A 20,756-nucleotide genomic window follows, 5' to 3' on the forward strand; every position below is an offset into this window, starting at 1 on the left:
ATTTATAAAATGATGGATAACCCTTTTTTGAAAGTGATCATTGGGCTGTTTCTGTGAGAGACGTTCTTTAATCTCTCGTGGTGTAGAATTAAACCAGTATAGGACCGTTCGTTTATTTTTTCCTTAAAAGCATTAAAAAAAAGATTGATCGAAGCTCCTTCTAAATCTCCAACAGTTATATAAAGATTTTTATTTAGTGAATCATGGGTGTCAAAGTAGTGCTGTTCTAAATGGAATAAATATGCATTATACCACATAAGATTTGAGCTTGCTGCTATAATATTATCAAAAGGGTTGGGTTGATTTTGCTGAAATAATATATATAAAGCAAGATATCCGCCTAGAGAATGACCAAATAATGTCCTGTCAACACTTTCAATCTCAAGCTCATTTTCAACATGAATAATAAGTTCATTATTCATAAAATTGATAAATTCTTTTGCACCTCCCGAAGCTCCCGAGAAATTGCTGTCTTCGGGATAAGAATAATCTGTTCCTCTTCGATTTTTATTAGCATATCCTACTCCGATAAGAATGATATCCTCTCTACTTGATTCTGTAATGATATCTGTAGCTTCTTTAAAATAATCATCTCCATCTAGCATATAGATTGTATGATAACTGTTTGAAGGATTATAAGTCTTAGGGTACAAAACATTTATACTGTATGTTGTATTCGTGTATTTTGATGTAATAGAAAAAGGGTGATTGTTTTTTATTGAAGAAAGGTTTTCTTTCTCGCAACTGTTTAGGCCTAATATGCCAATGATTAAACACAGAAAACCTATAGAGTTCTGAATGATTTTTTTCATAATGTTTTTTGTTTTTTAAATTTCTAATTCCAGCAAAAGTATTTTCGAAACCTTTATATGCCGCTTGTAAAAAGGGAATTGGTACGAAGTGTCATCTTTTTGTGATGTACTGGAGTCTTAGATAAAGGATAGATCTATTTAGAAAAAGGGGAAGGGGTATGATAGAAGTATACAGATACTCTTACTTCTTGTAAATTGAAGTAATTATAGATGGCATTTTACATCCGTTATTGCGTTTAGTACTTTTTTTATTCAATAAATGATCATCAACTAATGTATCTGGTATGTGCTATATCATTTATTATCTCTTTTATTTTCTTTTATATGTAAATGTGATGTTTTCGGTATTCTTAGGTTTCATCGCCATCATGTTGTCATGAAATGAAACTATAAATACCTGAACATCTATAGCGCGATTGTAGTCTATTAAGTGTAGCTCGGGTTTGTGTGCATTCATATACCAATATCCGTTTGATTTTGAAATATCTGGATGTGTTTTGCGGTAAGTTCCTGTCCAGCGAATAAAAATAGCTTCATTACCTTCTGGATCGTAAGATTTTGTAATGTCTTTATGATTCTTATATACAGAAACCAGTTGCCAGTTACCGACAGCATTATCCTTGGGAGACATAGGTAAATTGGAGATTTTGGATAAGGATACTATTACTTTCATTCCATCCTCTATCCGTTCCCATTTCATTTTGTTGTCAGAAAATTCGACTTTAAAGGCTCCGTACTCATCTTTGCCATTTCTGCTTTTAGGAAGAAATTCCTTTTCTTTTTTATCATATTTCCAGATACCTTCATCATTTTGCAACCATCCATTACCTGCCTGGTAAGAATTATCAGTATTGTATTTAAACCATTTAGCTATTGGAGTCATTTTTTTGTCACCTACGCTTACTTGATCTACGATCCATAACCCTGTTATAGATTGTGCATTTACGATGCCCGAAACAGACAAGATAATGCTTAGAAATATTAATCTAGTTTTCATTTTCTGTATTGTATAGTATTACTGCAATTTTTTTAGCAAGATCAAGTTCATTTGTCTGATCACCTGTATTGGCAAGAAAAGCGATGATATACTCACCATTTTCAATATTTATGAGCATGGATTTATATCCCTCAGTTGCACCCCCATGTATGATGTATTTTTTATTGACACCAATATCTCCTATACGATATTGCCTTTTTCCATCAAATACCACCCAACCATAACCATATGAGATTTCCTGATTAATCTCTGACAAATGATTAGTTTGCATAAGTTCTATCTGTTTATTATTAAAAAGAACAGGAGAACTCATCTCTTTTCCCCAATGATAGAGATCTTCAGCCGAAGAAAATATTCTTCTGCCAAGAGTCAGGTCAATAAATTGATTTCGCATCCAATTTTCAGATGTTTCATTATAATTATACCCTTCTACGACATTCTCAAAAACAATACGATTGTTAGAAGTACTGAACGTATGTTCTAGCTTAAGAGGTTTAGTAATTTTTTGTTCCAGAAGATCAGAAAAAGGAAGTTGATAAAGGTCTTCTAGAATGACAATAAGCAGGTGATAAGCAAAATTACTGTAATAAAATTGCTGGTTTGGATCACTTATCTTGGGAATTCTGCTAATGAAATCAATATATTCGTTATTATCAAAATGTTTACGCTTAAATTTTAGGTACCGATTTTTTGAAAGATTTGGATGTACCTGACCATAATCCGGTAAACCAGAAGTGTGATTCAGTAAGTTATGAATTGTAATATCTTGATTAAAATTCCCTTGGTACGAATATGTGTTAATATGATCCGTAAGATGATCATTAAGAGACAATTTACCTTCTTCTACAGCCATAAGAATTAGCGCAGCAATAAACGATTTATTAATAGAGCAGATATCAAAACGATGATCTATCTGCATTGGAATATTCCAAGCTCTATTAGATATACCTATTGCTTTTTTATAGACTATAGAATCCTTAGTACCTAATACAACAGTGCCATCAAACCGATTTTTATAATGTTCAATTTCAAATAAACTATCCAACCTACTTGTTAGAGAGCTAGTGTTAAAGCTCTTCTGTTTAGTGCAGGACGATGAAATAAGGGCAATACATAAGGCAATCAAAATATATTTTTGCATATTTCTATTTAGTTGTACTGTGCAAAAGAATGCATCTAGATAGGCTTTCTCAATTAATTCATGTGTTTTGGTATGAAATTTCTTAATATGTGGTGAACAATTGGGGAAACTTGTCTTCAAGTAATCCAGCATATTTTTTAGACACAGGAATAACCTCACCGACAATACAAACTTCTACCTTGTTGTTTCGTCTATTTACATGATCAATATTATCAGAATTGATTATATAACTCCGATGACACCTCATTAGAGGTTGGTGTGAACCAAACTCATCCTCAATATCTTTTAAATTTTTACGCATCAGGTGCATATTAACCTGTCGACTCGAAAGATAAAATATTTCAATGTAATTGTCTGCAGACTTGATGTAAAGTAAATTTTCAATATTAATTTGAAACCGTTGCTTTTGGTTATTAGATATAATCACGATTAATGAATTGGACGAATTATGAAAATGACTTAAAAAGTGATCAATTAAAATACTTAAAGTAACCGGAAATGCGATAATAAGAGGATACTCATAAAGAAAAGGCCAGTAACTGGTCCAGTATAACTCTGTCCATTGGTAAAAATAATTGAATGTAAGAAATGAAAAGTTAAGTCCAATAAGTGTAGCAATTAGTGCAGTTACAAAAGGCTTAATCTTTTTTTCAATAGCCAATCGTGGACTTAAATGAAACTCAACAAAATAAAATGAAAGAGAGGTTATGATCGCGTGTGATAACGACCTAAAAAATACACTATGCCCTGTTAAACTTGGTGTTTTATCAATATGATATGCTCTATAAACAAACAGTACTAGAAAAATAAAAAAACCTGACAAGATGGTGACTATCCATTTGTAGCTATTCTTTTTGATGTTTGATGGTAATTTTATTTGCATGAATTGCTGATAATAGCTTGCTAAATGTTGTTATGTGTTTTTTGAGTAAATATAAAGAATCTGTTAACCATTTTTTAGGTAGTTGACTTTGATTCAATAGATTCATTAAAAAGAATATAAACGATAAACATATCTAGAAGTTGTTAAAAACAAAAAAGCCATACTAATAAAAGTATGGCTTTTTGTGAGCCCGATAGGATTCGAACCTATGACCGCCTCCTTAGAAGGGAGGTGCTCTATCCAGCTGAGCTACGAGCCCGTAACTCTAAAAAGTCGGGGTGGCAGGATTCGAACCTGCGACCTCCGCGTCCCAAACGCGGCGCGATAACCGGGCTACGCTACACCCCGAATCATAAAAAAATAAAGCGGAGAGACTGGGATTCGAACCCAGGCAACACTTGCGCGTTGACAGATTAGCAATCTGCTCCATTACCACTCTGGCACCTCTCCTATAAATTTTTTGTTATGAACGTCGCATTTAATATTTCAAATGCGGATGCAAATGTAGGTTTTATGAGTCTATGATGCAACATTTTTTTGCCATTATTTTTTATTTAGCTCAACCTTCTTTTTAAAAACTTGAAAATCAGTTTTTTCTTCAAAAATAAATTGGCTTGAATTTTGAACAATAAGCAACAGAAACCTTAAATACTTCTTTTATATATTTGTATACTATTGACCTATATATTATGTTATGAAGAGTTATAAAAACAATATAAAAATGAATAGTAAATACTTTTTAATTTTTGCCTTACTTATCTCTAGCTATACATTTGCACAAAAACCTATTTTACTAGAAGATTTTTCTTTTAAAATAGGAGAGAAGTATAAACGAATACGAAGTATAAATACCTATCATGTAGCTTCAGGAAACAGACTGGTTTCTATTAAGAAAGGCCGTAATGCTATGACAATACAGCGATATTCTCTGGATAACCTTAAGGAAGATGTAAAGAAACGACAAGTTGTAGATGATAAAGGAAATTTTGAAACTGTCATGAAACTAGGAGGAAAAGCTGTAGTGTTTTATTCTATAAATGATAAAGCATATGCACAAAAAGTATCTCTTACAGGTATAGTGGTAGAGAAACCTATTCAATTGGTTAATGACAGAGAAAATGTCAATAGAGATTTTGGCTTTAAGAGTACCTATGGATTTGATGCTGGTGGAAGAATTAACAAATTTGTATTTAAAAAATCTGTAGATGAAAAAAAATTATTGATTTTATATCGTATAGAAACAAGTGCAGGAAAAGGTGACAAAATAGGACTAGCTGTTTACAAAGATGATCTAAGTCTCCTGTGGAAAAGAAAAGTAACATTACCATATTCTTCTGATAGAATTCAAAATGAGGATTTTGCCATTGGTAATGATGGGCATTTTTATATGACTGCCTCTATTTTTAATTCAGAATCAAAGGATAAAAATAAATTAGAAAATACATATCATACAGAAGTTTTTAAGATTACTGAAGAAAGCGGTAGTGAAATTATAAAGAGTAAGATTGATATTGCTGGCAGATCAATTACCGATGCTGTTATTGAAGTTGATGGAGCGGGAAAAGTAAAAGTATCTGGTTTTTATGCTAATTCAAATAATAAAGAAGAGGTTTCTGGAGTCTTTTCTGCTACCTTGTCTGATAGCGGTACAGTAGGTTCTGTAATAAAAAGTGATATTCCTTTGGAAACGTTAGAAGGATTTGCTTTAAAGAGAGAAGAGCGAGTTAATGAAGGAACACAAAAAGAAAATGATCTAAAAGATCTTGAAAAACTTAGAATAAATGATATCGTATTTAATAGTGATGGGAGTACAACCTTCCTGGGAGAACAACGTTTTGTAGAATCATTTACAACATCCAGTTCTTCGGGTTCCAGAACAACATATAGATATTATTACAGAGATATTTTTGTTCTAAAACTAGGATCGGACAATACGATGATATGGATGCATAAACTACCAAAGTATCAAATGGGAACAAATAGTAAACGTAGTATGTCTTTTCTGAATTTCAAAAATGATGGTAAACTATATTTGTTTTATGTTGATGACTTTACTAATCTTAAACGATCATTCGATGAAACGCCTACACGATATTTTGATGGTAAAAAAGAATTTATTTATCTTACATCTTATGTCATTGATGATGCTACAGGAGAAGTTACTAAAGAGGCAATTCTTACCGGAAGTGATATCAGAAATTCTCGATTAGATGTAATAGAACTTACTAAAGCTGCAATGCTACCCAATAAAAGTATGATTATGGAAGCTTATGATGGTAAAAAGAATAATCTATTGCTTAAAATATCACTGGCTAAATAATAAATCGGTCTTTTTTGCGATAAAAAAGTAATGAAGATTTTATTGATCATAGTAACTTTTTTCTTTTCCATAGGTGATACTGTTCGTATTGAAGATATACGAGATGCTTATAAGACGTGCAGTGAATCTAAAGAAAAGACTGAGCAATTCTATGAACTTACACAAAAAGGGTTGCAAAATGATGGAGCAATTTATCAGGGATATCATGGTGCAGCACTCGCATTAAAAGCTTCGTTTTCCTGGAATCTTTTTAGCAAAATATCGTATTTCAACAAGGCAAAGAAGATGATAGATACAGCTATATTGTCTGAACCAGATAATATAGAATTGAGAATGGTTAGACTAAGTATTCAAAACAATGCCCCTAAAATTGCTGGTTATTATAAAAATTTAGAAGAAGATAAAGATTATATATTTGATAATATAGATAAGGTTGATGATAAAGAGCTAAAGCTATATATAGAAAATTTTATAGCACAGTCTTCTGTCTTTTCTGAGTAGCTAATTAAACGAGGTCATTGTTTTAAGAAGTAATCTTTTTACAATGAATTACCTTCTTTTTGTTGTTGTAATCTGTTGTGAAAAAGAGATAATCATCACCTCCGTCCTTGATTTTAAACTTTTTTCGAAGGGTAGCAACAGATTCCGGAAAGTTACGTATTGTAATGTTTGCTTTGGTAATTCCTGTTTTAGACAATACCTTTTTTTGATATGGATACACTGCTATAATTTCAAATCTTCTCCCAGGGAAATCAGTTTTATGATCAGAAGTATATAAATGCGAATTAACATGAAGCTTTTTTAACTCAAAAGCAGTGGCAATACTTTGGAAACTTCCGCTTTTTAGAATGGCAGCATTAGGTTCATAAAGATAGGTCATAGGCAACCCCAAATTGGCAGATTGTCTAGCTTCATCTTTTAATAAAAAAGAAAATTCCTGAAGTGTTGTTTTTTGAATATTGGCAGTTATGATTTTAATATCTCCGGTATAGGTTTTATCAAGAATCCATATCAATTCTTTAACTTCATTTTCTACAGCAACGACATGAATTTCTTTTATGTTTTGTAATGCTTTACTTCCAATTTGAATATCCAGTAGAGGAGAAGTTTTGACCAGAATGTTTTTACTTTTGCTAAAGAGAATATCTAAATTTGAAGGTACATCGGGTAAACAGTCTTCTAGAAAGAATACTTTTCCTTTGCTATCATGTCTTCTGGATGGGTCGATGTAAATCCAATCCAGGGTATTGTAATCTTTTAAAATATCTAACCCATCTCCAATACTAGTTTGGATATTTTCCTGACCGAATATTTCAAAATTATGTGCAGCAATTTTGCTTAGTGATGCATTTAGTTCACAATGAATTACTGATGCGATCCGTTTGGCAAAAAAATAATCATCGATCCCAAAACCACCAGTTAAGTCGATTAAAGAAGCTCCCGAAACAAGCTTGCTTTTATACAAAGCAGTTATTTCAGAAGAAGTTTGCTCTAGGTTAAGTGTTGGTGGATAATAGATTCTATTTTTAGCATACCAGGAAGGTAGTTTTCTTTTTGCCTTACGTTTTCCCTGGATTTGTTGGGCTAGTTCTTTACCAGAGATTCCTTCAAAAGGGCTTCCGCTTAAAATCAGAGTACTTATATCGAGTGTACTATCAGATTTTTCAGTAATAAATTCCTGAACCTCTTTATGTAGCAGTAAAGGATTCAATTAGAGATCTTTGGTAAGTGTTTTTACAATTTTATATTCCGAAAGAAATTCTTTGGAAATTACTTTGATCGCAGTATAAAAAGGTACTGCAACAATAAGTCCACCGATACCGAAAAGCAATCCAAAAATAAGAATGGCCAAAAAGATTTCCAACGGATGGGATTTTACACTATTTCCAAAAATCAAGGGTTGGTTCAAGAAATTATCAATTAGTTGAATTGCCAGATAACCAATCAAAATGTAAGTTAGTTTAGGCAAAATCACAGTCTGAAAATCAAATCCTAAGTTACTGGTAATCGCCAGTATAATCATAAATACCCCACCAAATAATGGACCTACGTATGGGATTAGATTACAAATAGCAGCAATTAAAGCGACTGCAATTGCATTATGAACCCCAAATATCAATAAGAGGATAGTGTATAAAATAAAGAGAATGACTACCTGTAACAGCAGACCAACAAAGTAACGAGAGAGTAAATCTTTAATTTTGGTAAATGCTCTCATAAATCTGTTTTCATCTTCTTTCTTTGCAAGTACTAATAAGCTATTTTCAAGAAGAAGACTGTCTTTCAATAAAAAGAAAGAAATAAATAAGACCGAGAATAACCCAATTAGAACAGCTCCAAAACCGCTTAAAAACGAATTTATAGCATTAGGGATAACTTTTAAATCAAAAAATTGCATCAGATCAGTTTGTTTGATCAGTTCTACAAAATTTAGTTTTTCTATTTTGAAATAAGCACTAACCTCCTGATTAAGTCTATTTATATCATCACCCAATTTATTGATATCAATTTCGCCAATTAGTTGCCCTTGTTCACTAATGATAGGAATAAACAACATGAAAATACTCATAAATAACCCTATAACAATTAGTAGTGTGGTGATTACGGCCAATGAGTTTTTAAATTTTAGTTTCTTTTTAAGAAACAACACTAATGGTCTACCCATTAAAGAAATTACAGAAGCAAAGGCAATGTATATAAGGACAGATTGTATTTTATAGAGAAACCACAGTAATCCCAGAACACCAATAATAATAGCTACTGCTCTTAAGATTCCGTATGCAATTGTTTTTGAATTCATATTTTAAAATTTCAAGGCATCAAAGGTTCAAAGTTACAAAGTTTTGATTTGTGCTTTTTTATATAAACTCTAGAGTATTATTTCTTACTATTCATTACTTGTTTTGTAATTTCATATAGCGCAATTCCTGTTGCTGTTGCAACATTCATACTACTATTATTACCATACATATTAATGTGTATACTGTGTTTTACTAATGCCAAAACTTCATTAGATACTCCAAAATTTTCTTCACCGATCACGAGCACTATTTTTTCCTGCGATGATGGTTTATAATCAGAAACAGGAATACTGGTATCGGTAATTTCTAATGCCAGGATGGTATACCCATCGGATTTAAATTGCTGTATGGTAGGTACAATATCTTCTGTTTGATGATGAGGTATGATCTCGTGTGTAGCTCTTGCTGTACGTTGCATACGTTTACTAACCACGGTGATACCTTCTCCGCAAAAATAGATTTGTTCGATACCAAAACTATCTGCAATTCTAAATATACTTCCAATATTCGCGGGCGAATTCACCCGATCACATACAAGAGTTATCGGAAATTTATTTTTTATAAACTGATTATTATGATGATGTAATTGCTCTGACATTAATTCTCAAAAGCGTATTTAATAATATTAGCTCCCATCTTTAGTGCTTTGGATCTTACTTCTTCTGGATCGTTATGTACTTCTGGATTTTCCCAACCATCGCCTAGATCACTTTCGAAAGTAAAAAGTAGTACTAAGCGATTTTCATGTATAACCCCAAGCGCTTGCGGCTGTTTTCCATCATGCTCATGGATTTTGGGTAATCCTTCCGGAAAATTATATTTTGAAGAAAAGAGAGGGTGTGTTACAGGTAATTCTACCAGTTCCTTATCAGGAAAAACTTTAATGAGTTCTTTTCTAATATAGGGCTCCATACCATAATTATCATCAATATGTAAAAAACCACCACTTAATAGGTAATTTCTTAAGTTTTCGGCATCTACATCTGTAAAAAAGACATTACCATGTCCTGTCATATGAATATATGGATACTGAAATATATCAACACTCTCTGGCTTTACCGTTTTTGGTTTGGCAGATATTGCAGTATTAATATTTTGATTGCAAAATGTAATAAGATTAGGAAGAGCAGTAGGATTACTATACCAATCACCACCTCCTTTATATTGTAAAATGGCAATATCTTGCCCATAAATTGATATGGTAATCAAAAAAAAGAAGATATATCCAGTAAGTTTTATCATCATACTCGTCTAAAATAAAGCCTAAAAGTACTAAAATTATGCACATGTTACAGAAGCTTATGATGCTATTAACGCTTATTGTTCTGATACCTGTTAATGCTCAGGAAAGCGATAAATCAGCAATAGTATTAGAATTGTTCACCTCTCAAGGTTGTAGTAGCTGTCCTCCGGCAGATGAATTACTGGAGAATATTAAGGAAAAACATAAAGATCAAAATGTAGTTGTGCTATCATATCATGTAGATTATTGGAATAGATTAGGGTGGAAAGATCCATTTAGCTCATCAATGTTTAGTGATTATCAAAGAAATTATGCACAACAATTTAGAAGCAGATCAATATATACTCCACAATTGGTAGTGAATGGGAGTGAACATTTTACAGGGTCGGATCGTTATAAGGCAGATATAGCTTTAAAAAAATATTCAAAAGCTAGTATCAACTCTACTATTTTGATAAAAGATATACAACAAGAACCTTCTCATATAGTTTTTAGTTATAGAGTAAATGGGGAGTCATTCAATACGATTACATTAGCTTTGGTAGTTTCTGAGCGTATTACTAATATATCCAGAGGCGAAAACAGGGATAGAACATTAAAAAATACGAATATCGTAGCGAATCGTATAGTTAAAAAAGAAGAATCCGGTAGTGTATCGTTGACTATTCCTGATTGGGTTTCAGAAAATGATGAACTATCTATAATCGCATATACACAAGATAAAACTCTAAAAACCACAGGAGCTACAAAGTTGGCACTTCTTAAATAATTTCTAGAACATAGCTTGTTTAGAACTGTTTACAGTTTTGTACTATAGATCTTGCAGTATTCAAAATCATTATAGTAACTTTGGATTGAATAAACTTTAAATAATTGCTTATTAGGTAGTTATGGGTGGTTGTATGTTTATATCTAATATTCTTCAAATTTTATACAATGAAACAAACTAGAATAGTATTATTCGCTCCCGTTTTTTTTATATTAAGTTGTGTTTCTTCTTCAAATACAGAGAACATAGAAAAGTGGAAAGCAGAAGTTGTCGAAGCTGAGAAAAATTTTAATGATATGGCGGAACAAGAAGGAATCGCCAAAGCATTTGCAACATATGCTGCAAAAGACGGAGTGATCAAGAGGAATGGGAAATTGGTTTTAGGACAGGAAGCAATTGCTACATGGTATCAAAATGATAGTAAACCTAATGAAACACTTACCTGGAAACCTGATTATGTTGATGTTAGTAATTCTGGTGATCTGGCATATACCTATGGTAGTTATATTTTTACCACTATTGATTCGACTGGCGCTTCTAAAAAAAAGACCGGAAGTTTTCATACAGTTTGGAAACGACAAGATGATGGTAGCTGGAAATTTGTCTGGGATTAGTTTAGGTTTATATAAGATAGGAAGTTGTAAATTATTAAAAACATGGAAATAAAGGACATACATAGTTTTCTTACGTATTACACTAGGATAAAAGATCGTACCAGGAGGTTATTTGAATATATTCCAACAGAAAAAATAGAATGGACCACTAGCAAAGGAAAATTTACTATTGGTGATATTATACGACATCTGGCACTTACAGAAAGGTTTATGTATGTCGAAAATGTTCAACTAAGACCTAGTTTATATACTGGCTGCGGAGAAAACTATGCTAAAGGATACCAAAATACAATTAACCTGTATAATGAACTACATCTTGAATCAATAGAAATTCTTTCACGACTTAAACCAGAAGATTTGAATGAAAAATGTGAAACCCCAGGAGGCCATAAAATAACAATATGGAAATTGCTAAGAGCTATGGTAGAACATGAAATCCATCACAGGGGAGTGCTATACACGTATCTGGCATTATTGGATATAAAGACTCCTCCTATATTTGGGTTAACCTCAGAAGAAGTAATACAAAAAAGATAACCGTATGCAATTCGAGAGTATCTGGGAAGAATATAGAAAGCCGTTGTTAAATTTCATTAAGACAAAAATTGGTGATAAAGATATAGGCGAAGATATAGTACAAGATGTTGGTATAAAGCTATATATAGCATTACGCAAAAGCGAGAAAATCAATAATCATAAATCCTGGCTTTTTCAAGTAACAAGAAATACGATTGCAGATTATTATAGAAAAAATAAAATACCAACCACAATTATAAAAGATCAACCAGAGATTGCTGAAACATCAATACCTAATGTTTGTGTGTGTGATTTATCGGGTTTTGTTATTCAAAATTACCTTCCGCAACAATATGGAGAAGCACTCTATCTAAGTGATATAGAGCAAAAACCTCAAAAAGAGATTGCCAAAATTTTAGAACTTAGTTTAACTGCTACTAAGTCCAGAATACAAAGAGGACGAAAAAAATTAAAAGAATTAGTAACTGATTGTGTAGAGATATCATACAATAATAAAGGGCATATAACAGGGTTTCTACTCAAAAATGATTGTGAATTACCACCAGAGCTGATCATCGAGATAGAGAAAATAAATTTAATTGTATAAACTTGCGTCTTTTTGTTCTATTAGCACGACTACAGGTTAAAATAGAATAATGAAGCAAAATAAAATTTTACCCCTTTTAACCGTTCCCGTTTTACTAGTAATAACTGGTGTAATCGCATCCTTAACGATAAGTAAGAATTGGAGTTTTGAAATATCATCATATATTGTCTTTCTTTTTACAGCAATTTATATTTTGGTAGTAGAGCAAATAATCCCTTTAAAAACCAAATGGAAAACCAAAAAAAGTAACCTTTGGCCAGATGTAAAGCATTTTTTGTTTTCGGCTGCACTTTTCGATGCATTGGGAAAAACGATTTCATTAACATTTGTACTATACCTACAACAACTTTTCTTTAAACCGTTAGAGGTATGGGGCGGTTTCCCACTTATATTTACATTTGTGATTGCGAATATAATTGGTGAGTTTTTGCCTTATCTCTACCATAGGATTAGTCATGTTGGGAACCGTAATTCAATACTAAGTTTATTGCTGTGGAAAATACATTCTATTCATCATTTACCAACTTCACTAAACTGGTTTAAAACAAATTGGGTACATCCAATTAATATCTTCTTGAATACTGTATTTAAAATGGTACCTCTTTTGCTTTTGGGGTTTCATGAAGAAGTTATCTTTTTGGTAGGAGTAACACATGTGGTGATAGCATATATTTCTCATGCCAATATCAAGAGCAAAACAGGGTTTTTGGATTATTTGATCGTTACTCCGCAAATACATCATTTTCACCATAGTAAACTACTACACGAAGCTAAAAATTACGGAAATATTATACCGTTTTGGGATTTGGTTTTTGGAACGTATTATAATCGTAAAGGAGAAGTCGATGATGTAGGGGTCATAGAAAACCATATTTTATATCCAAAACAGAAAAACTACCTCCAACAGTTATTATTTCCATTTAAGCGAGTTTTTAAGGAATGTTGTCAAGTAAAGTGATTACTATTATTCAATTCAAAAATGATTGTACTTATATACATTTATAAATGTATATAAGTACAATTTCCTTTTGTAACTTTGATACAACAGTCTGATCATATACAATAGTCAAAAATGCAAATATCTGAAATAACACAGAAGCTTAGTCATCTATTAGAAATGGGAGCAAAGCTAATACATGATAGTAGTGAAAACGAACTTAAATCCAAACCTTCACCAAATAAATGGTCGAAAAAAGAAATTTTAGGCCACCTGATAGATTCTGGAATAAATAACTTGCAAAGGTTTACAGAAATCCAGTTTGAAAACAAACCCTATAAAATTCGAAAATATAACCAAAATGAACTCGTTAATGCCAATCATTATAACGAAGCTAATACAGATGAAATAGTAAGTTTTTGGTTAGCTATTAATGAACGAATTAAAAAAGTAATCAAATTACAAGATGAGTATACTTTAGCTTATCAAATTGAAATTAATGAAGGAGAAAAATCTGATTTTAAGTTTTTAATTGAAGACTATGTAGATCATATGGAACATCATTTAGATCAAATAGCAAAATCACACAATAAATAAAAGAAAATGGAATACTTTACATTGGCCAGGGTACTACACGTTCTAGCTGTGATTTTGTGGATAGGCGGAGTGGCTATGGTAACGACCGTAATTATTCCTGCTGTTAAAAAACTAAAATCAAAGGAAGACCAGATAAAAACCTTCGAACAGATAGAAGGTAAATTTGCCTTGCAAGCCAAAATTACAACATTAATAACAGGTATAACAGGGTTTTATATGTTGTATGTACTGGATGCGTGGGATAGATATTTTGATTATAGATTTTGGTGGATTCATGCAATGACCCTGGTTTGGATATTATTCTCACTAATTCTGTATGTTTTAGAACCACTCGTTTTGCATAAATTGTTTAAAAAATATGCAGAGGATAATCCCGCAAAAACGTTCAGATTTATGCATCGTATGCATTGGATTTTACTTTTGTTAAGCTTACTTACCACTGCAGGAGCAGTTGCAGGTAGTCATGGATGGTTTTTTCTGAAATAATCAAAACAAAATAATGAATACTAACGACCAATTTTATTTTGATAAGCATGAACCCAACAAAAGCTGTTTGTTGACCATGCGTAGTATTATTCTTAATCAAGATGAAGATATTACCGAAACGCGTAAATATGGGATGCCGTGTTTTTGTTATAAGGGAAAAATGTTCTGTTACTTATGGGTGGATAAAAAGACTCATGAACCTTATTTCCTTATGGTAGAAGGAAAACATCTTGATCACCCGCAATTAGAAACAGGTGATCGTGCAAGAATGAAAATTTTCAAAATAGATCCAAACAAAGATCTACCCATATCTACAATTGATTTGATTTTGAACCAGGCATTAGATTTATATAGAAACGGTATCATTCTAGTTACTAAGAAATAGTATCAAAAATCAACAAAAAGAATACAATCCAAAATTTGGATAACATACAATGTACCCAAACAAATTAAAAAAAGATGAAGCAATATCGAAATCAAGGTGCAGTAGGTGCACTGTTAGATGAATATGAAAAAGCATTAACAGAAGTTGTTATCGTTTTGTCAGGGGTTAGTCATCAGGAATTGATTGCTATTGTAGATGATAAAACCAAAGATCCGGATTGTAGGTCAATACAGACTATTTTAACCCATGTGATAAGAGCTGGATATTGGTATAGTATTGAAATAAGAAAATCATTAGGAGAACAAATCGATTTTGTAGAACGTAAAACATTGAATAGTGTAAAAGAATATCAAACTGGATTACAAGAAATGTTTATTTATAATGAACAATTGTTTGAAGATTACCCTGATTTACATCTAGAAGAAAAAGATCCCGATAAAAAAATAGTAGTAGCGTGGGGGCAACGGTATAATATTGAACAGTTATTAGAACATGCTATTGTACATGTTTTGAGACACAGAAGGCAAATCGAAAGGTTTTTAATAAAACTAAGTACTTAACATAGTAAAAACAGAACACTATTACGGCACTACTTTTAAAACAACGAATTGATTAAGTTGCGGAAAAAAAGAATTAAAATTATTATCAGAAATCACGACGATCGTTCGACTACCATCTTTTAATTTTGGTCCAAACGAAAAACCTTCAAGGTTGTCTACAGTGTTATTAGTGAGTTGACTTCGAATACTGTCAAAAGTAAAGAGCAAAGTTTTTGTTGCCGCAGTATAGGATGTAGAAACCAATGTTTCTATAGACAGCGTATTTGTAGCATTTGTAGCATCTACCTTATAAATCTTTACTGTATTTCCTCCATCTATATACCCAGAAGAGAAAGAACGTTCTAACGCCAGAAATTTATTGGTGTCATATTCTAGGATTTCTACCAAACCATTCACTTCAAAAGTGGTGCCTAGCGTAGCCTCACGTGCTACAGGGTCCAGCTCATAAGCAAATTGTCGTTCTGCAATACCTGATGTCTTGTTTATATAAGTGACTCTCACAGGAGATTGTGTATCTGTTGTGGTAGGTTCTGGACCGTCTTCGATAAGAGGTAACTCAAAAGAGATCCAATATCCTTTATTCTCAAAATCTAATGAAAGACCTTCTAAGACTCCGTTGTGCCTTGGTCCAGAAGAGTTATCTACCGTGTTGGCCTTAAAATTATCGGGTAGTGTAAAACGTTTAATTTGATTTCCTTCGGGAGCTATTTCGATCAAAGCCGGATCCACACCATTAGTAATAGAACCTTCACTGGTATATACAATGGTGCCTGTACCAGAATCAAAGCGTATAGCTTCTGGATCAACAACTCCTTGTGCTAAAGGAGCATCTGCCTCATCTTTAATTTCTACCATAGTGGTAATCCCAACAGAAGTAAATCCATCTTTGGTATATGTTATATCTGCTTCATAGTATCGTATAGGTGGTGTAGAAGTATCGCAAATGATATACCACTTACCATTTTGATAATCAATTCCCGAAAAGCCCCCTATAGGGACACCATCAATTTCTTGATCTGCAAGTACAGATTCATCAATATACTCAAGAGTACTAATTGTATTTTGCTCATTTACAGGGAGTATTGGTGTAGGTTCATCATCTGTCACTGTTTCTGTATCACTCGTATTTGAAGAACAACACCAACATACCAAAACGATCAAAAAAACTTTCTTCGCTGCCTGTATCATAATGAATTGCATTAAGGGATAAAGATATCAATTTGTAACGAAAGATACTCTCTATAAATTCACAAATACTGCCTTGTAATCTACTAGTAAATATTTAAAATAAAACAGGCTTTTACCCCTGTATTTATGGGGTGTAACCACTTGATAGTCATTGTGTTGTTTTGTAAATTAGTGCAAGAGAGTCTGAGTGGGAAAACGTTAGAACAGATCTTTGATTTCTCCTCATCAGGTACTCATAAAAATCAATAGATAAAGGAGGCTGATTGTTTGAACCTTTGCTATGCTGTTCATTATAGAGGAATATATTTTTAACCAATTTAAATATAAATCATCATGAAAACAATTTTATGTAGTGTAGCCCTTTGCTTTATTACAAGTATGGGCTTTTCACAATTTCAACGTTCTTATGGAACAGAAAAATCGGAGTTAGGTTGGGCCCTTGATCAACTTCAGAAAGTAGAAAAAGGGTATTTAATAGGTGGGTATACTTCAAAAAGCTTTATAGGTGATATAGAAGCTACTTTGATGAAAACCGATCTAGATGGAAACCAAATTTGGTCTCGTGTGTATGGCGGTACCAGACAAGAATATTTTAGTTCGGTACGACAATCAGAATATTTTAGTCCCAACAACAAGGTTGCATATATTGCTGCTGGGCATACCAAAAGCTTTGGTTTTGGATCAGGCGATGCATTTCTTATGGGCGTGGATAGTAATGGTTCTCCAGTTTTTTCAGCAGTTTATGGTGGTAAGGAGTTTGATACATTTCGATGTGCACAAACCATAAAAGATGAAAATGGTAAACCCGGATATATCATGGTAGGTAATACATTTAGTTATAGTAATGCTTTTCCTGGGTCTAATGTTTATGTAGTACGAACAGATCTTATGGGAAATATTACAAAGGCCACTGTGATTGGGGGCAAGGGAGATCAGATAGGTACCTGGATAGAACAAACCAGAGATGGGGGTTATATTATCTCGGGATATAGTACGAATTATAGATGCGGGAGTGCTACACTAACGAATCCACCCGAAGATATATTTGTCATCAAGTTAAAGCCTGATCTTACGATAGAATGGAATAGAATATTAGGCTATCCTAAAGAATTGGACGGAGCAATAAATTATACCAATCTGGCAACTTGTGTAAAACAAAATAGACAAGGAGATTATGTGCTTACCGGATACACCAATAGTTTTGGAATTAACAATTCTAATGATGCCTTTTTATTATACATGAGTAGCACCGGAAATTTTCAGGGAATGAAAACCTATGGGACCCGAAGAGATGAATATGGCTATGGTCTTGAAGAAACCTTTGATGCTGCTGGAAATCAGCAATATACAGTAGTAGGGAGTAATACTATATTTTCAACATATCAAGCAATGTTATTTCAAACAGATACTGGAGGTAACCTTCAGTGGGTACGTAATTACGGAAAAACAGGCAGAGAGAGCTCAGATGAACTTGTAATTGATGTTTTTAATAAAGGTTTTGCTTTTGTTGGATTTACCGACTCTATAGGAGTAACGGGTTCGAGAGATATCTATCTTGTAGAAACAACTGGAACAGGAAAAACGGGTACAGATTGCGAGAAAGAGATAGACTTGAAAGTAATAAAGCATGAACCATGCATTACCAGAAGTGCGCAACAGATTTTTGTAAAAGACTATGAAAGAATACAACCTAAAGTAATTAGAGTAGAGTATAAGGAAGGAAGGTGTGGAAATGTTGTTGGTTCTAAGACAGAAGAAGATAAAACATTAGAAAAAGATGGATTACTATATCCTAATCCGGTAAATAATCTACTTACTATAAATATCAAAAAAACATCTGCAATCACAAAGGTTGAGGTTTTTGATGTACATGGTAAGATGGTGATTAAAAATGCAGAGGTAGGTCAAAAAGAAAAAATAGTGCTATCTACAGAAAACTTACAGCCAGGAATGTACATAGTTAAACTAAGGACTCAAAATGGAGAAACTCGTATGATGAAATTCCTTAAGAAATAAAAGTATTTAGTATTGTAACTAGATAATTAAAATTGAGCTACTTCAGTTATTTTGAGGTAGCTCATTTTTATGTATTTATAAAAGCTACACTATGCGCAGCAACAATTGCTGCAGTCTCAGTTCGCAATCGGGTTTCTCCCAATGTAACAGGTGTATATCCCGAACGTAGTGCTATATCAATTTCTTTTGTCGAAAAATCTCCTTCGGGACCAATAAGAATAGTAGTGTTTGCTTCTTGCAGAAGAACATTTTTTAAAGATTGTTTCTTGGTTTCTTCACAATGAGCGATTAATAACTGGTCTTTATTTTCCTGTTTTATAAACTCTGAAAATGTAATAGCAGGGTTTAGTTTAGGTAAATAACATTGTAGCGATTGTTTCATTGCACTTTGCAGGATACGCTCGAATCGTTCTGCTTTAATGATTTTTCTCTCACTATGATCACAAATAACAGGAGTAATTTCATCGATACCAATTTCAGTAGCTTTTTCTAAGAACCATTCATATCGATCATTCATCTTGGTAGGAGCAACAGCCAGGTGAAGTCTATACTTTCTATGATATTGTTGCTCATGGTTTTCAATTTTTGCAATACATTGGGATGGGTTAGAAAACGTGATACGCGCAATAAATAAAACTCCATAACCATTGGTGATATGCAATTGATCACCCTCTTTTTTTCTTAATACTTTGGCAATGTGCTTACTTTCTTCTCTCGAAAATTTTATTTCGCTACTGGATGCTGTTAAGGTATGGTTATAGAATAATTGCATTTTACATTTTTATTGTCAAAAGTCAGGTTATACATTTATATAATTTCCCTGTATTAGAATTTTATTCGGGCTTTGGCTACAACACTCATATCAGTAAAATCTTTTTCCAGATATTTTAAATACCCTACAATCCCAATCATTGCAGCATTATCTGTGGTATATTCGAACTTGGGAATATAAGTTTTCCATCCATACTTTTGTTCTCCATCTTTTAATGCTTTTCTAATTCCCGAATTTGCAGAAACACCACCACCAATTGCAATACTTTTAATACCGGTTTGTTTAGAAGCTTTTTTTAATTTATCTATCAGAATATTAATAATTGTATACTGTAAAGAGGCACATATATCATTAAGATTTTCGGCTACAAAATCAGGATCTTCTTTTACCTTTTTCTGAACAAAATAGAGAACAGAAGTCTTAAGCCCACTAAAACTGAAATTGAGCTCACCAACTTTTGGCTTAGGAAAAGGAAATGCTTTTGGATTACCCATCTGCGCATATTTATCAATTAATGGTCCACCCGGATAAGGTAAACCAAATATCTTTGCACTTTTGTCAAAAGCTTCTCCAACAGCATCATCGATAGTTTCACCAATAATTTCCATATCAAAATGTGCATTAACCTTAACAATCTGTGTGTGTCCACCACTTATTGTCATTGCTAAAAAAGGAAATTCTGGAGTCTCAAACTCATCTTCTTCAATAAAATGAGCCAAAATATGCGCTTGCATGTGATTAACATCTATTAATGGAATATCCAAGGCCAAGGCTAATGACTTAGCAAAAGAAGTACCTACTAGTAGCGATCCCATTAATCCAGGACCTCTGGTAAAGGCGATAGCATGTAAATCTTCTTTCTTTATATTTGCTTGTTTAATTGCCTGATCGATTACAGGAACAATATTTTGCTGATGTGCTCTAGAAGCTAATTCGGGTACAACACCACCATATAACTCATGTATTTTTTGCGATGCAACAACATTGGATAAAACCTGTCCATTACATAATACAGCAGCAGAAGTATCATCGCATGAAGACTCAATACCGAGGATGTATATTTTTTGTGGATTCATTATGAGGAAAAGGGCATAGAAATTGTTAATATTGTC

Annotated in this window: 23 protein-coding genes and 3 tRNA genes; 12 read left to right on the top strand and 14 right to left on the bottom strand. The window is 32.8% G+C overall.

Annotated features, from left to right (window positions below):
• Positions 1 to 2 precede the first annotated feature (2 nt).
• The 7 genes from DG435_RS08000 to DG435_RS08030 form a co-directional block, all read right to left on the bottom strand.
• Positions 3 to 812 carry an alpha/beta hydrolase gene (locus DG435_RS08000; RefSeq protein ID WP_106794427.1) on the bottom strand — a complete coding sequence of 270 codons (810 nt, stop codon included), beginning with the start codon at positions 810 to 812 and terminating at the stop codon, positions 3 to 5.
• A 310-nt stretch (positions 813 to 1,122) separates the two neighbouring features.
• Complete coding sequence (locus DG435_RS08005; RefSeq protein ID WP_106794428.1) at positions 1,123 to 1,809, bottom strand: hypothetical protein; 687 nt, start codon at positions 1,807 to 1,809, stop codon at positions 1,123 to 1,125.
• Positions 1,799 to 2,950, bottom strand: coding sequence for a serine hydrolase (locus tag DG435_RS08010; protein ID WP_159025735.1), 1,152 nt, complete (start codon positions 2,948 to 2,950; stop codon positions 1,799 to 1,801). Before DG435_RS08010 ends, DG435_RS08005 begins: the two co-directional genes overlap by 11 nt.
• Before the next feature lie 82 nt (positions 2,951 to 3,032).
• On the bottom strand, positions 3,033 to 3,833 hold the full coding sequence (locus DG435_RS08015; protein WP_106794430.1) for a LytTR family DNA-binding domain-containing protein: 801 nt from the start codon (positions 3,831 to 3,833) through the stop codon (positions 3,033 to 3,035).
• A 185-nt stretch (positions 3,834 to 4,018) separates the two neighbouring features.
• Positions 4,019 to 4,092: transfer RNA gene (locus DG435_RS08020), tRNA-Arg, on the bottom strand.
• Positions 4,093 to 4,106: 14 nt separating this feature from the next.
• Positions 4,107 to 4,181, bottom strand: a tRNA-Pro gene (locus tag DG435_RS08025).
• Positions 4,182 to 4,199: 18 nt separating this feature from the next.
• Positions 4,200 to 4,283: transfer RNA gene (locus DG435_RS08030), tRNA-Ser, on the bottom strand.
• A 271-nt stretch (positions 4,284 to 4,554) separates the two neighbouring features.
• On the opposite strand from DG435_RS08030, the gene DG435_RS08035 reads away from it, so the two are divergent.
• Both DG435_RS08035 and DG435_RS08040 read left to right on the top strand, forming a co-directional pair.
• A complete protein-coding gene (locus DG435_RS08035) occupies positions 4,555 to 6,153 on the top strand; it encodes a hypothetical protein (RefSeq protein WP_159025736.1) in 1,599 nt (532 codons plus the stop codon).
• A 30-nt stretch (positions 6,154 to 6,183) separates the two neighbouring features.
• Complete coding sequence (locus DG435_RS08040; protein WP_106794432.1) at positions 6,184 to 6,654, top strand: hypothetical protein; 471 nt, start codon at positions 6,184 to 6,186, stop codon at positions 6,652 to 6,654.
• A 22-nt stretch (positions 6,655 to 6,676) separates the two neighbouring features.
• Here the strand turns inward: DG435_RS08040 and DG435_RS08045 are convergent, their stop codons facing one another.
• The 4 genes from DG435_RS08045 to DG435_RS08060 form a co-directional block, all read right to left on the bottom strand.
• A complete protein-coding gene (locus tag DG435_RS08045; RefSeq protein WP_106794433.1) occupies positions 6,677 to 7,864 on the bottom strand; it encodes an SAM-dependent methyltransferase in 1,188 nt (395 codons plus the stop codon).
• Entirely contained in the window at positions 7,865 to 8,953 is a 1,089-nt protein-coding gene (locus DG435_RS08050; RefSeq protein ID WP_106794434.1) for an AI-2E family transporter, read from the bottom strand.
• Positions 8,954 to 9,030: 77 nt separating this feature from the next.
• Positions 9,031 to 9,552 (bottom strand): TrmH family RNA methyltransferase, encoded by a 522-nt coding sequence (locus DG435_RS08055; RefSeq protein WP_106794435.1) that lies wholly within the window; start codon positions 9,550 to 9,552, stop codon positions 9,031 to 9,033.
• Entirely contained in the window at positions 9,552 to 10,196 is a 645-nt protein-coding gene (locus tag DG435_RS08060; protein ID WP_106794455.1) for a DUF4159 domain-containing protein, read from the bottom strand. Before DG435_RS08060 ends, DG435_RS08055 begins: the two co-directional genes overlap by 1 nt.
• A 44-nt stretch (positions 10,197 to 10,240) precedes the next feature.
• Here DG435_RS08060 and DG435_RS08065 point away from each other — a divergent pair, with 44 nt between their 5' ends.
• The 9 genes from DG435_RS08065 (at position 10,241) to DG435_RS08105 (ending at position 15,668) form a co-directional block, all read left to right on the top strand.
• On the top strand, positions 10,241 to 10,966 hold the full coding sequence (locus DG435_RS08065) for a thioredoxin family protein (RefSeq protein WP_159025737.1): 726 nt from the start codon (positions 10,241 to 10,243) through the stop codon (positions 10,964 to 10,966).
• Positions 10,967 to 11,133: 167 nt separating this feature from the next.
• Positions 11,134 to 11,580, top strand: a complete 447-nt coding sequence (locus DG435_RS08070; RefSeq protein ID WP_106794437.1) for a DUF4440 domain-containing protein — start codon at positions 11,134 to 11,136, stop codon at positions 11,578 to 11,580.
• A gap of 42 nt (positions 11,581 to 11,622) precedes the next feature.
• Positions 11,623 to 12,117, top strand: coding sequence for a DinB family protein (locus DG435_RS08075; RefSeq protein ID WP_106794438.1), 495 nt, complete (start codon positions 11,623 to 11,625; stop codon positions 12,115 to 12,117).
• Between the two features lie 4 nt (positions 12,118 to 12,121).
• Entirely contained in the window at positions 12,122 to 12,703 is a 582-nt protein-coding gene (locus DG435_RS08080; protein ID WP_106794439.1) for a sigma-70 family RNA polymerase sigma factor, read from the top strand.
• A gap of 49 nt (positions 12,704 to 12,752) precedes the next feature.
• Positions 12,753 to 13,661 (top strand): sterol desaturase family protein, encoded by a 909-nt coding sequence (locus tag DG435_RS08085; protein WP_106794440.1) that lies wholly within the window; start codon positions 12,753 to 12,755, stop codon positions 13,659 to 13,661.
• Positions 13,662 to 13,775: 114 nt separating this feature from the next.
• Complete coding sequence (locus DG435_RS08090; RefSeq protein ID WP_106794441.1) at positions 13,776 to 14,237, top strand: DinB family protein; 462 nt, start codon at positions 13,776 to 13,778, stop codon at positions 14,235 to 14,237.
• A 6-nt stretch (positions 14,238 to 14,243) separates the two neighbouring features.
• Complete coding sequence (locus DG435_RS08095) at positions 14,244 to 14,723, top strand: hypothetical protein (RefSeq protein WP_106794442.1); 480 nt, start codon at positions 14,244 to 14,246, stop codon at positions 14,721 to 14,723.
• Positions 14,724 to 14,736: 13 nt separating this feature from the next.
• A complete protein-coding gene (locus DG435_RS08100) occupies positions 14,737 to 15,108 on the top strand; it encodes a DUF1801 domain-containing protein (RefSeq protein WP_106794443.1) in 372 nt (123 codons plus the stop codon).
• A 74-nt stretch (positions 15,109 to 15,182) separates the two neighbouring features.
• On the top strand, positions 15,183 to 15,668 hold the full coding sequence (locus tag DG435_RS08105) for a hypothetical protein (RefSeq protein WP_106794444.1): 486 nt from the start codon (positions 15,183 to 15,185) through the stop codon (positions 15,666 to 15,668).
• Positions 15,669 to 15,689: 21 nt separating this feature from the next.
• Here DG435_RS08105 and DG435_RS08110 read toward each other — a convergent pair whose 3' ends face one another.
• Entirely contained in the window at positions 15,690 to 16,856 is a 1,167-nt protein-coding gene (locus tag DG435_RS08110; protein ID WP_159025738.1) for an esterase-like activity of phytase family protein, read from the bottom strand.
• A gap of 333 nt (positions 16,857 to 17,189) precedes the next feature.
• Here DG435_RS08110 and DG435_RS08115 point away from each other — a divergent pair, with 333 nt between their 5' ends.
• On the top strand, positions 17,190 to 18,872 hold the full coding sequence (locus tag DG435_RS08115; protein WP_106794446.1) for a T9SS type A sorting domain-containing protein: 1,683 nt from the start codon (positions 17,190 to 17,192) through the stop codon (positions 18,870 to 18,872).
• Positions 18,873 to 18,939: 67 nt separating this feature from the next.
• Here the strand turns inward: DG435_RS08115 and DG435_RS08120 are convergent, their stop codons facing one another.
• Complete coding sequence (locus DG435_RS08120) at positions 18,940 to 19,644, bottom strand: 16S rRNA (uracil(1498)-N(3))-methyltransferase (RefSeq protein WP_106794447.1); 705 nt, start codon at positions 19,642 to 19,644, stop codon at positions 18,940 to 18,942.
• Between the two features lie 53 nt (positions 19,645 to 19,697).
• The gene (tsaD, locus tag DG435_RS08125) at positions 19,698 to 20,720 is read right to left on the bottom strand and encodes a tRNA (adenosine(37)-N6)-threonylcarbamoyltransferase complex transferase subunit TsaD (protein WP_106794448.1); all 1,023 of its coding nucleotides are present in this window, start codon (positions 20,718 to 20,720) and stop codon (positions 19,698 to 19,700) included.
• Positions 20,721 to 20,756: the final 36 nt, after the last annotated feature.

This window comes from Aquimarina sp. Aq78, from assembly GCF_900299525.1.
In the GTDB taxonomy this organism is placed as follows: Bacteria; Bacteroidota; Bacteroidia; order Flavobacteriales; family Flavobacteriaceae; genus Aquimarina.

Bases quoted from the DNA above. Each gene is read 5' to 3' on its own strand.
- DG435_RS08000 (WP_106794427.1), bottom strand. From the start codon at position 812: ATGAAAAAAATCATTCAGAACTCTATAGGTTTTCTGTGTTTAATCATT.
- DG435_RS08005 (WP_106794428.1), bottom strand. From the start codon at position 1,809: ATGAAAACTAGATTAATATTTCTAAGCATTATCTTGTCTGTTTCGGGC.
- DG435_RS08010 (WP_159025735.1), bottom strand. From the start codon at position 2,950: ATGCAAAAATATATTTTGATTGCCTTATGTATTGCCCTTATTTCATCG.
- DG435_RS08015 (WP_106794430.1), bottom strand. From the start codon at position 3,833: ATGCAAATAAAATTACCATCAAACATCAAAAAGAATAGCTACAAATGG.
- DG435_RS08035 (WP_159025736.1), top strand. From the start codon at position 4,555: ATGAATAGTAAATACTTTTTAATTTTTGCCTTACTTATCTCTAGCTAT.
- DG435_RS08040 (WP_106794432.1), top strand. From the start codon at position 6,184: ATGAAGATTTTATTGATCATAGTAACTTTTTTCTTTTCCATAGGTGAT.
- DG435_RS08050 (WP_106794434.1), bottom strand. From the start codon at position 8,953: ATGAATTCAAAAACAATTGCATACGGAATCTTAAGAGCAGTAGCTATT.
- DG435_RS08055 (WP_106794435.1), bottom strand. From the start codon at position 9,552: ATGTCAGAGCAATTACATCATCATAATAATCAGTTTATAAAAAATAAA.
- DG435_RS08060 (WP_106794455.1), bottom strand. From the start codon at position 10,196: ATGATAAAACTTACTGGATATATCTTCTTTTTTTTGATTACCATATCA.
- DG435_RS08065 (WP_159025737.1), top strand. From the start codon at position 10,241: ATGTTACAGAAGCTTATGATGCTATTAACGCTTATTGTTCTGATACCT.
- DG435_RS08070 (WP_106794437.1), top strand. From the start codon at position 11,134: ATGAAACAAACTAGAATAGTATTATTCGCTCCCGTTTTTTTTATATTA.
- DG435_RS08075 (WP_106794438.1), top strand. From the start codon at position 11,623: ATGGAAATAAAGGACATACATAGTTTTCTTACGTATTACACTAGGATA.
- DG435_RS08080 (WP_106794439.1), top strand. From the start codon at position 12,122: ATGCAATTCGAGAGTATCTGGGAAGAATATAGAAAGCCGTTGTTAAAT.
- DG435_RS08085 (WP_106794440.1), top strand. From the start codon at position 12,753: ATGAAGCAAAATAAAATTTTACCCCTTTTAACCGTTCCCGTTTTACTA.
- DG435_RS08090 (WP_106794441.1), top strand. From the start codon at position 13,776: ATGCAAATATCTGAAATAACACAGAAGCTTAGTCATCTATTAGAAATG.
- DG435_RS08095 (WP_106794442.1), top strand. From the start codon at position 14,244: ATGGAATACTTTACATTGGCCAGGGTACTACACGTTCTAGCTGTGATT.
- DG435_RS08100 (WP_106794443.1), top strand. From the start codon at position 14,737: ATGAATACTAACGACCAATTTTATTTTGATAAGCATGAACCCAACAAA.
- DG435_RS08105 (WP_106794444.1), top strand. From the start codon at position 15,183: ATGAAGCAATATCGAAATCAAGGTGCAGTAGGTGCACTGTTAGATGAA.
- DG435_RS08110 (WP_159025738.1), bottom strand. From the start codon at position 16,856: ATGATACAGGCAGCGAAGAAAGTTTTTTTGATCGTTTTGGTATGTTGG.
- DG435_RS08115 (WP_106794446.1), top strand. From the start codon at position 17,190: ATGAAAACAATTTTATGTAGTGTAGCCCTTTGCTTTATTACAAGTATG.
- DG435_RS08120 (WP_106794447.1), bottom strand. From the start codon at position 19,644: ATGCAATTATTCTATAACCATACCTTAACAGCATCCAGTAGCGAAATA.
- tsaD (WP_106794448.1), bottom strand. From the start codon at position 20,720: ATGAATCCACAAAAAATATACATCCTCGGTATTGAGTCTTCATGCGAT.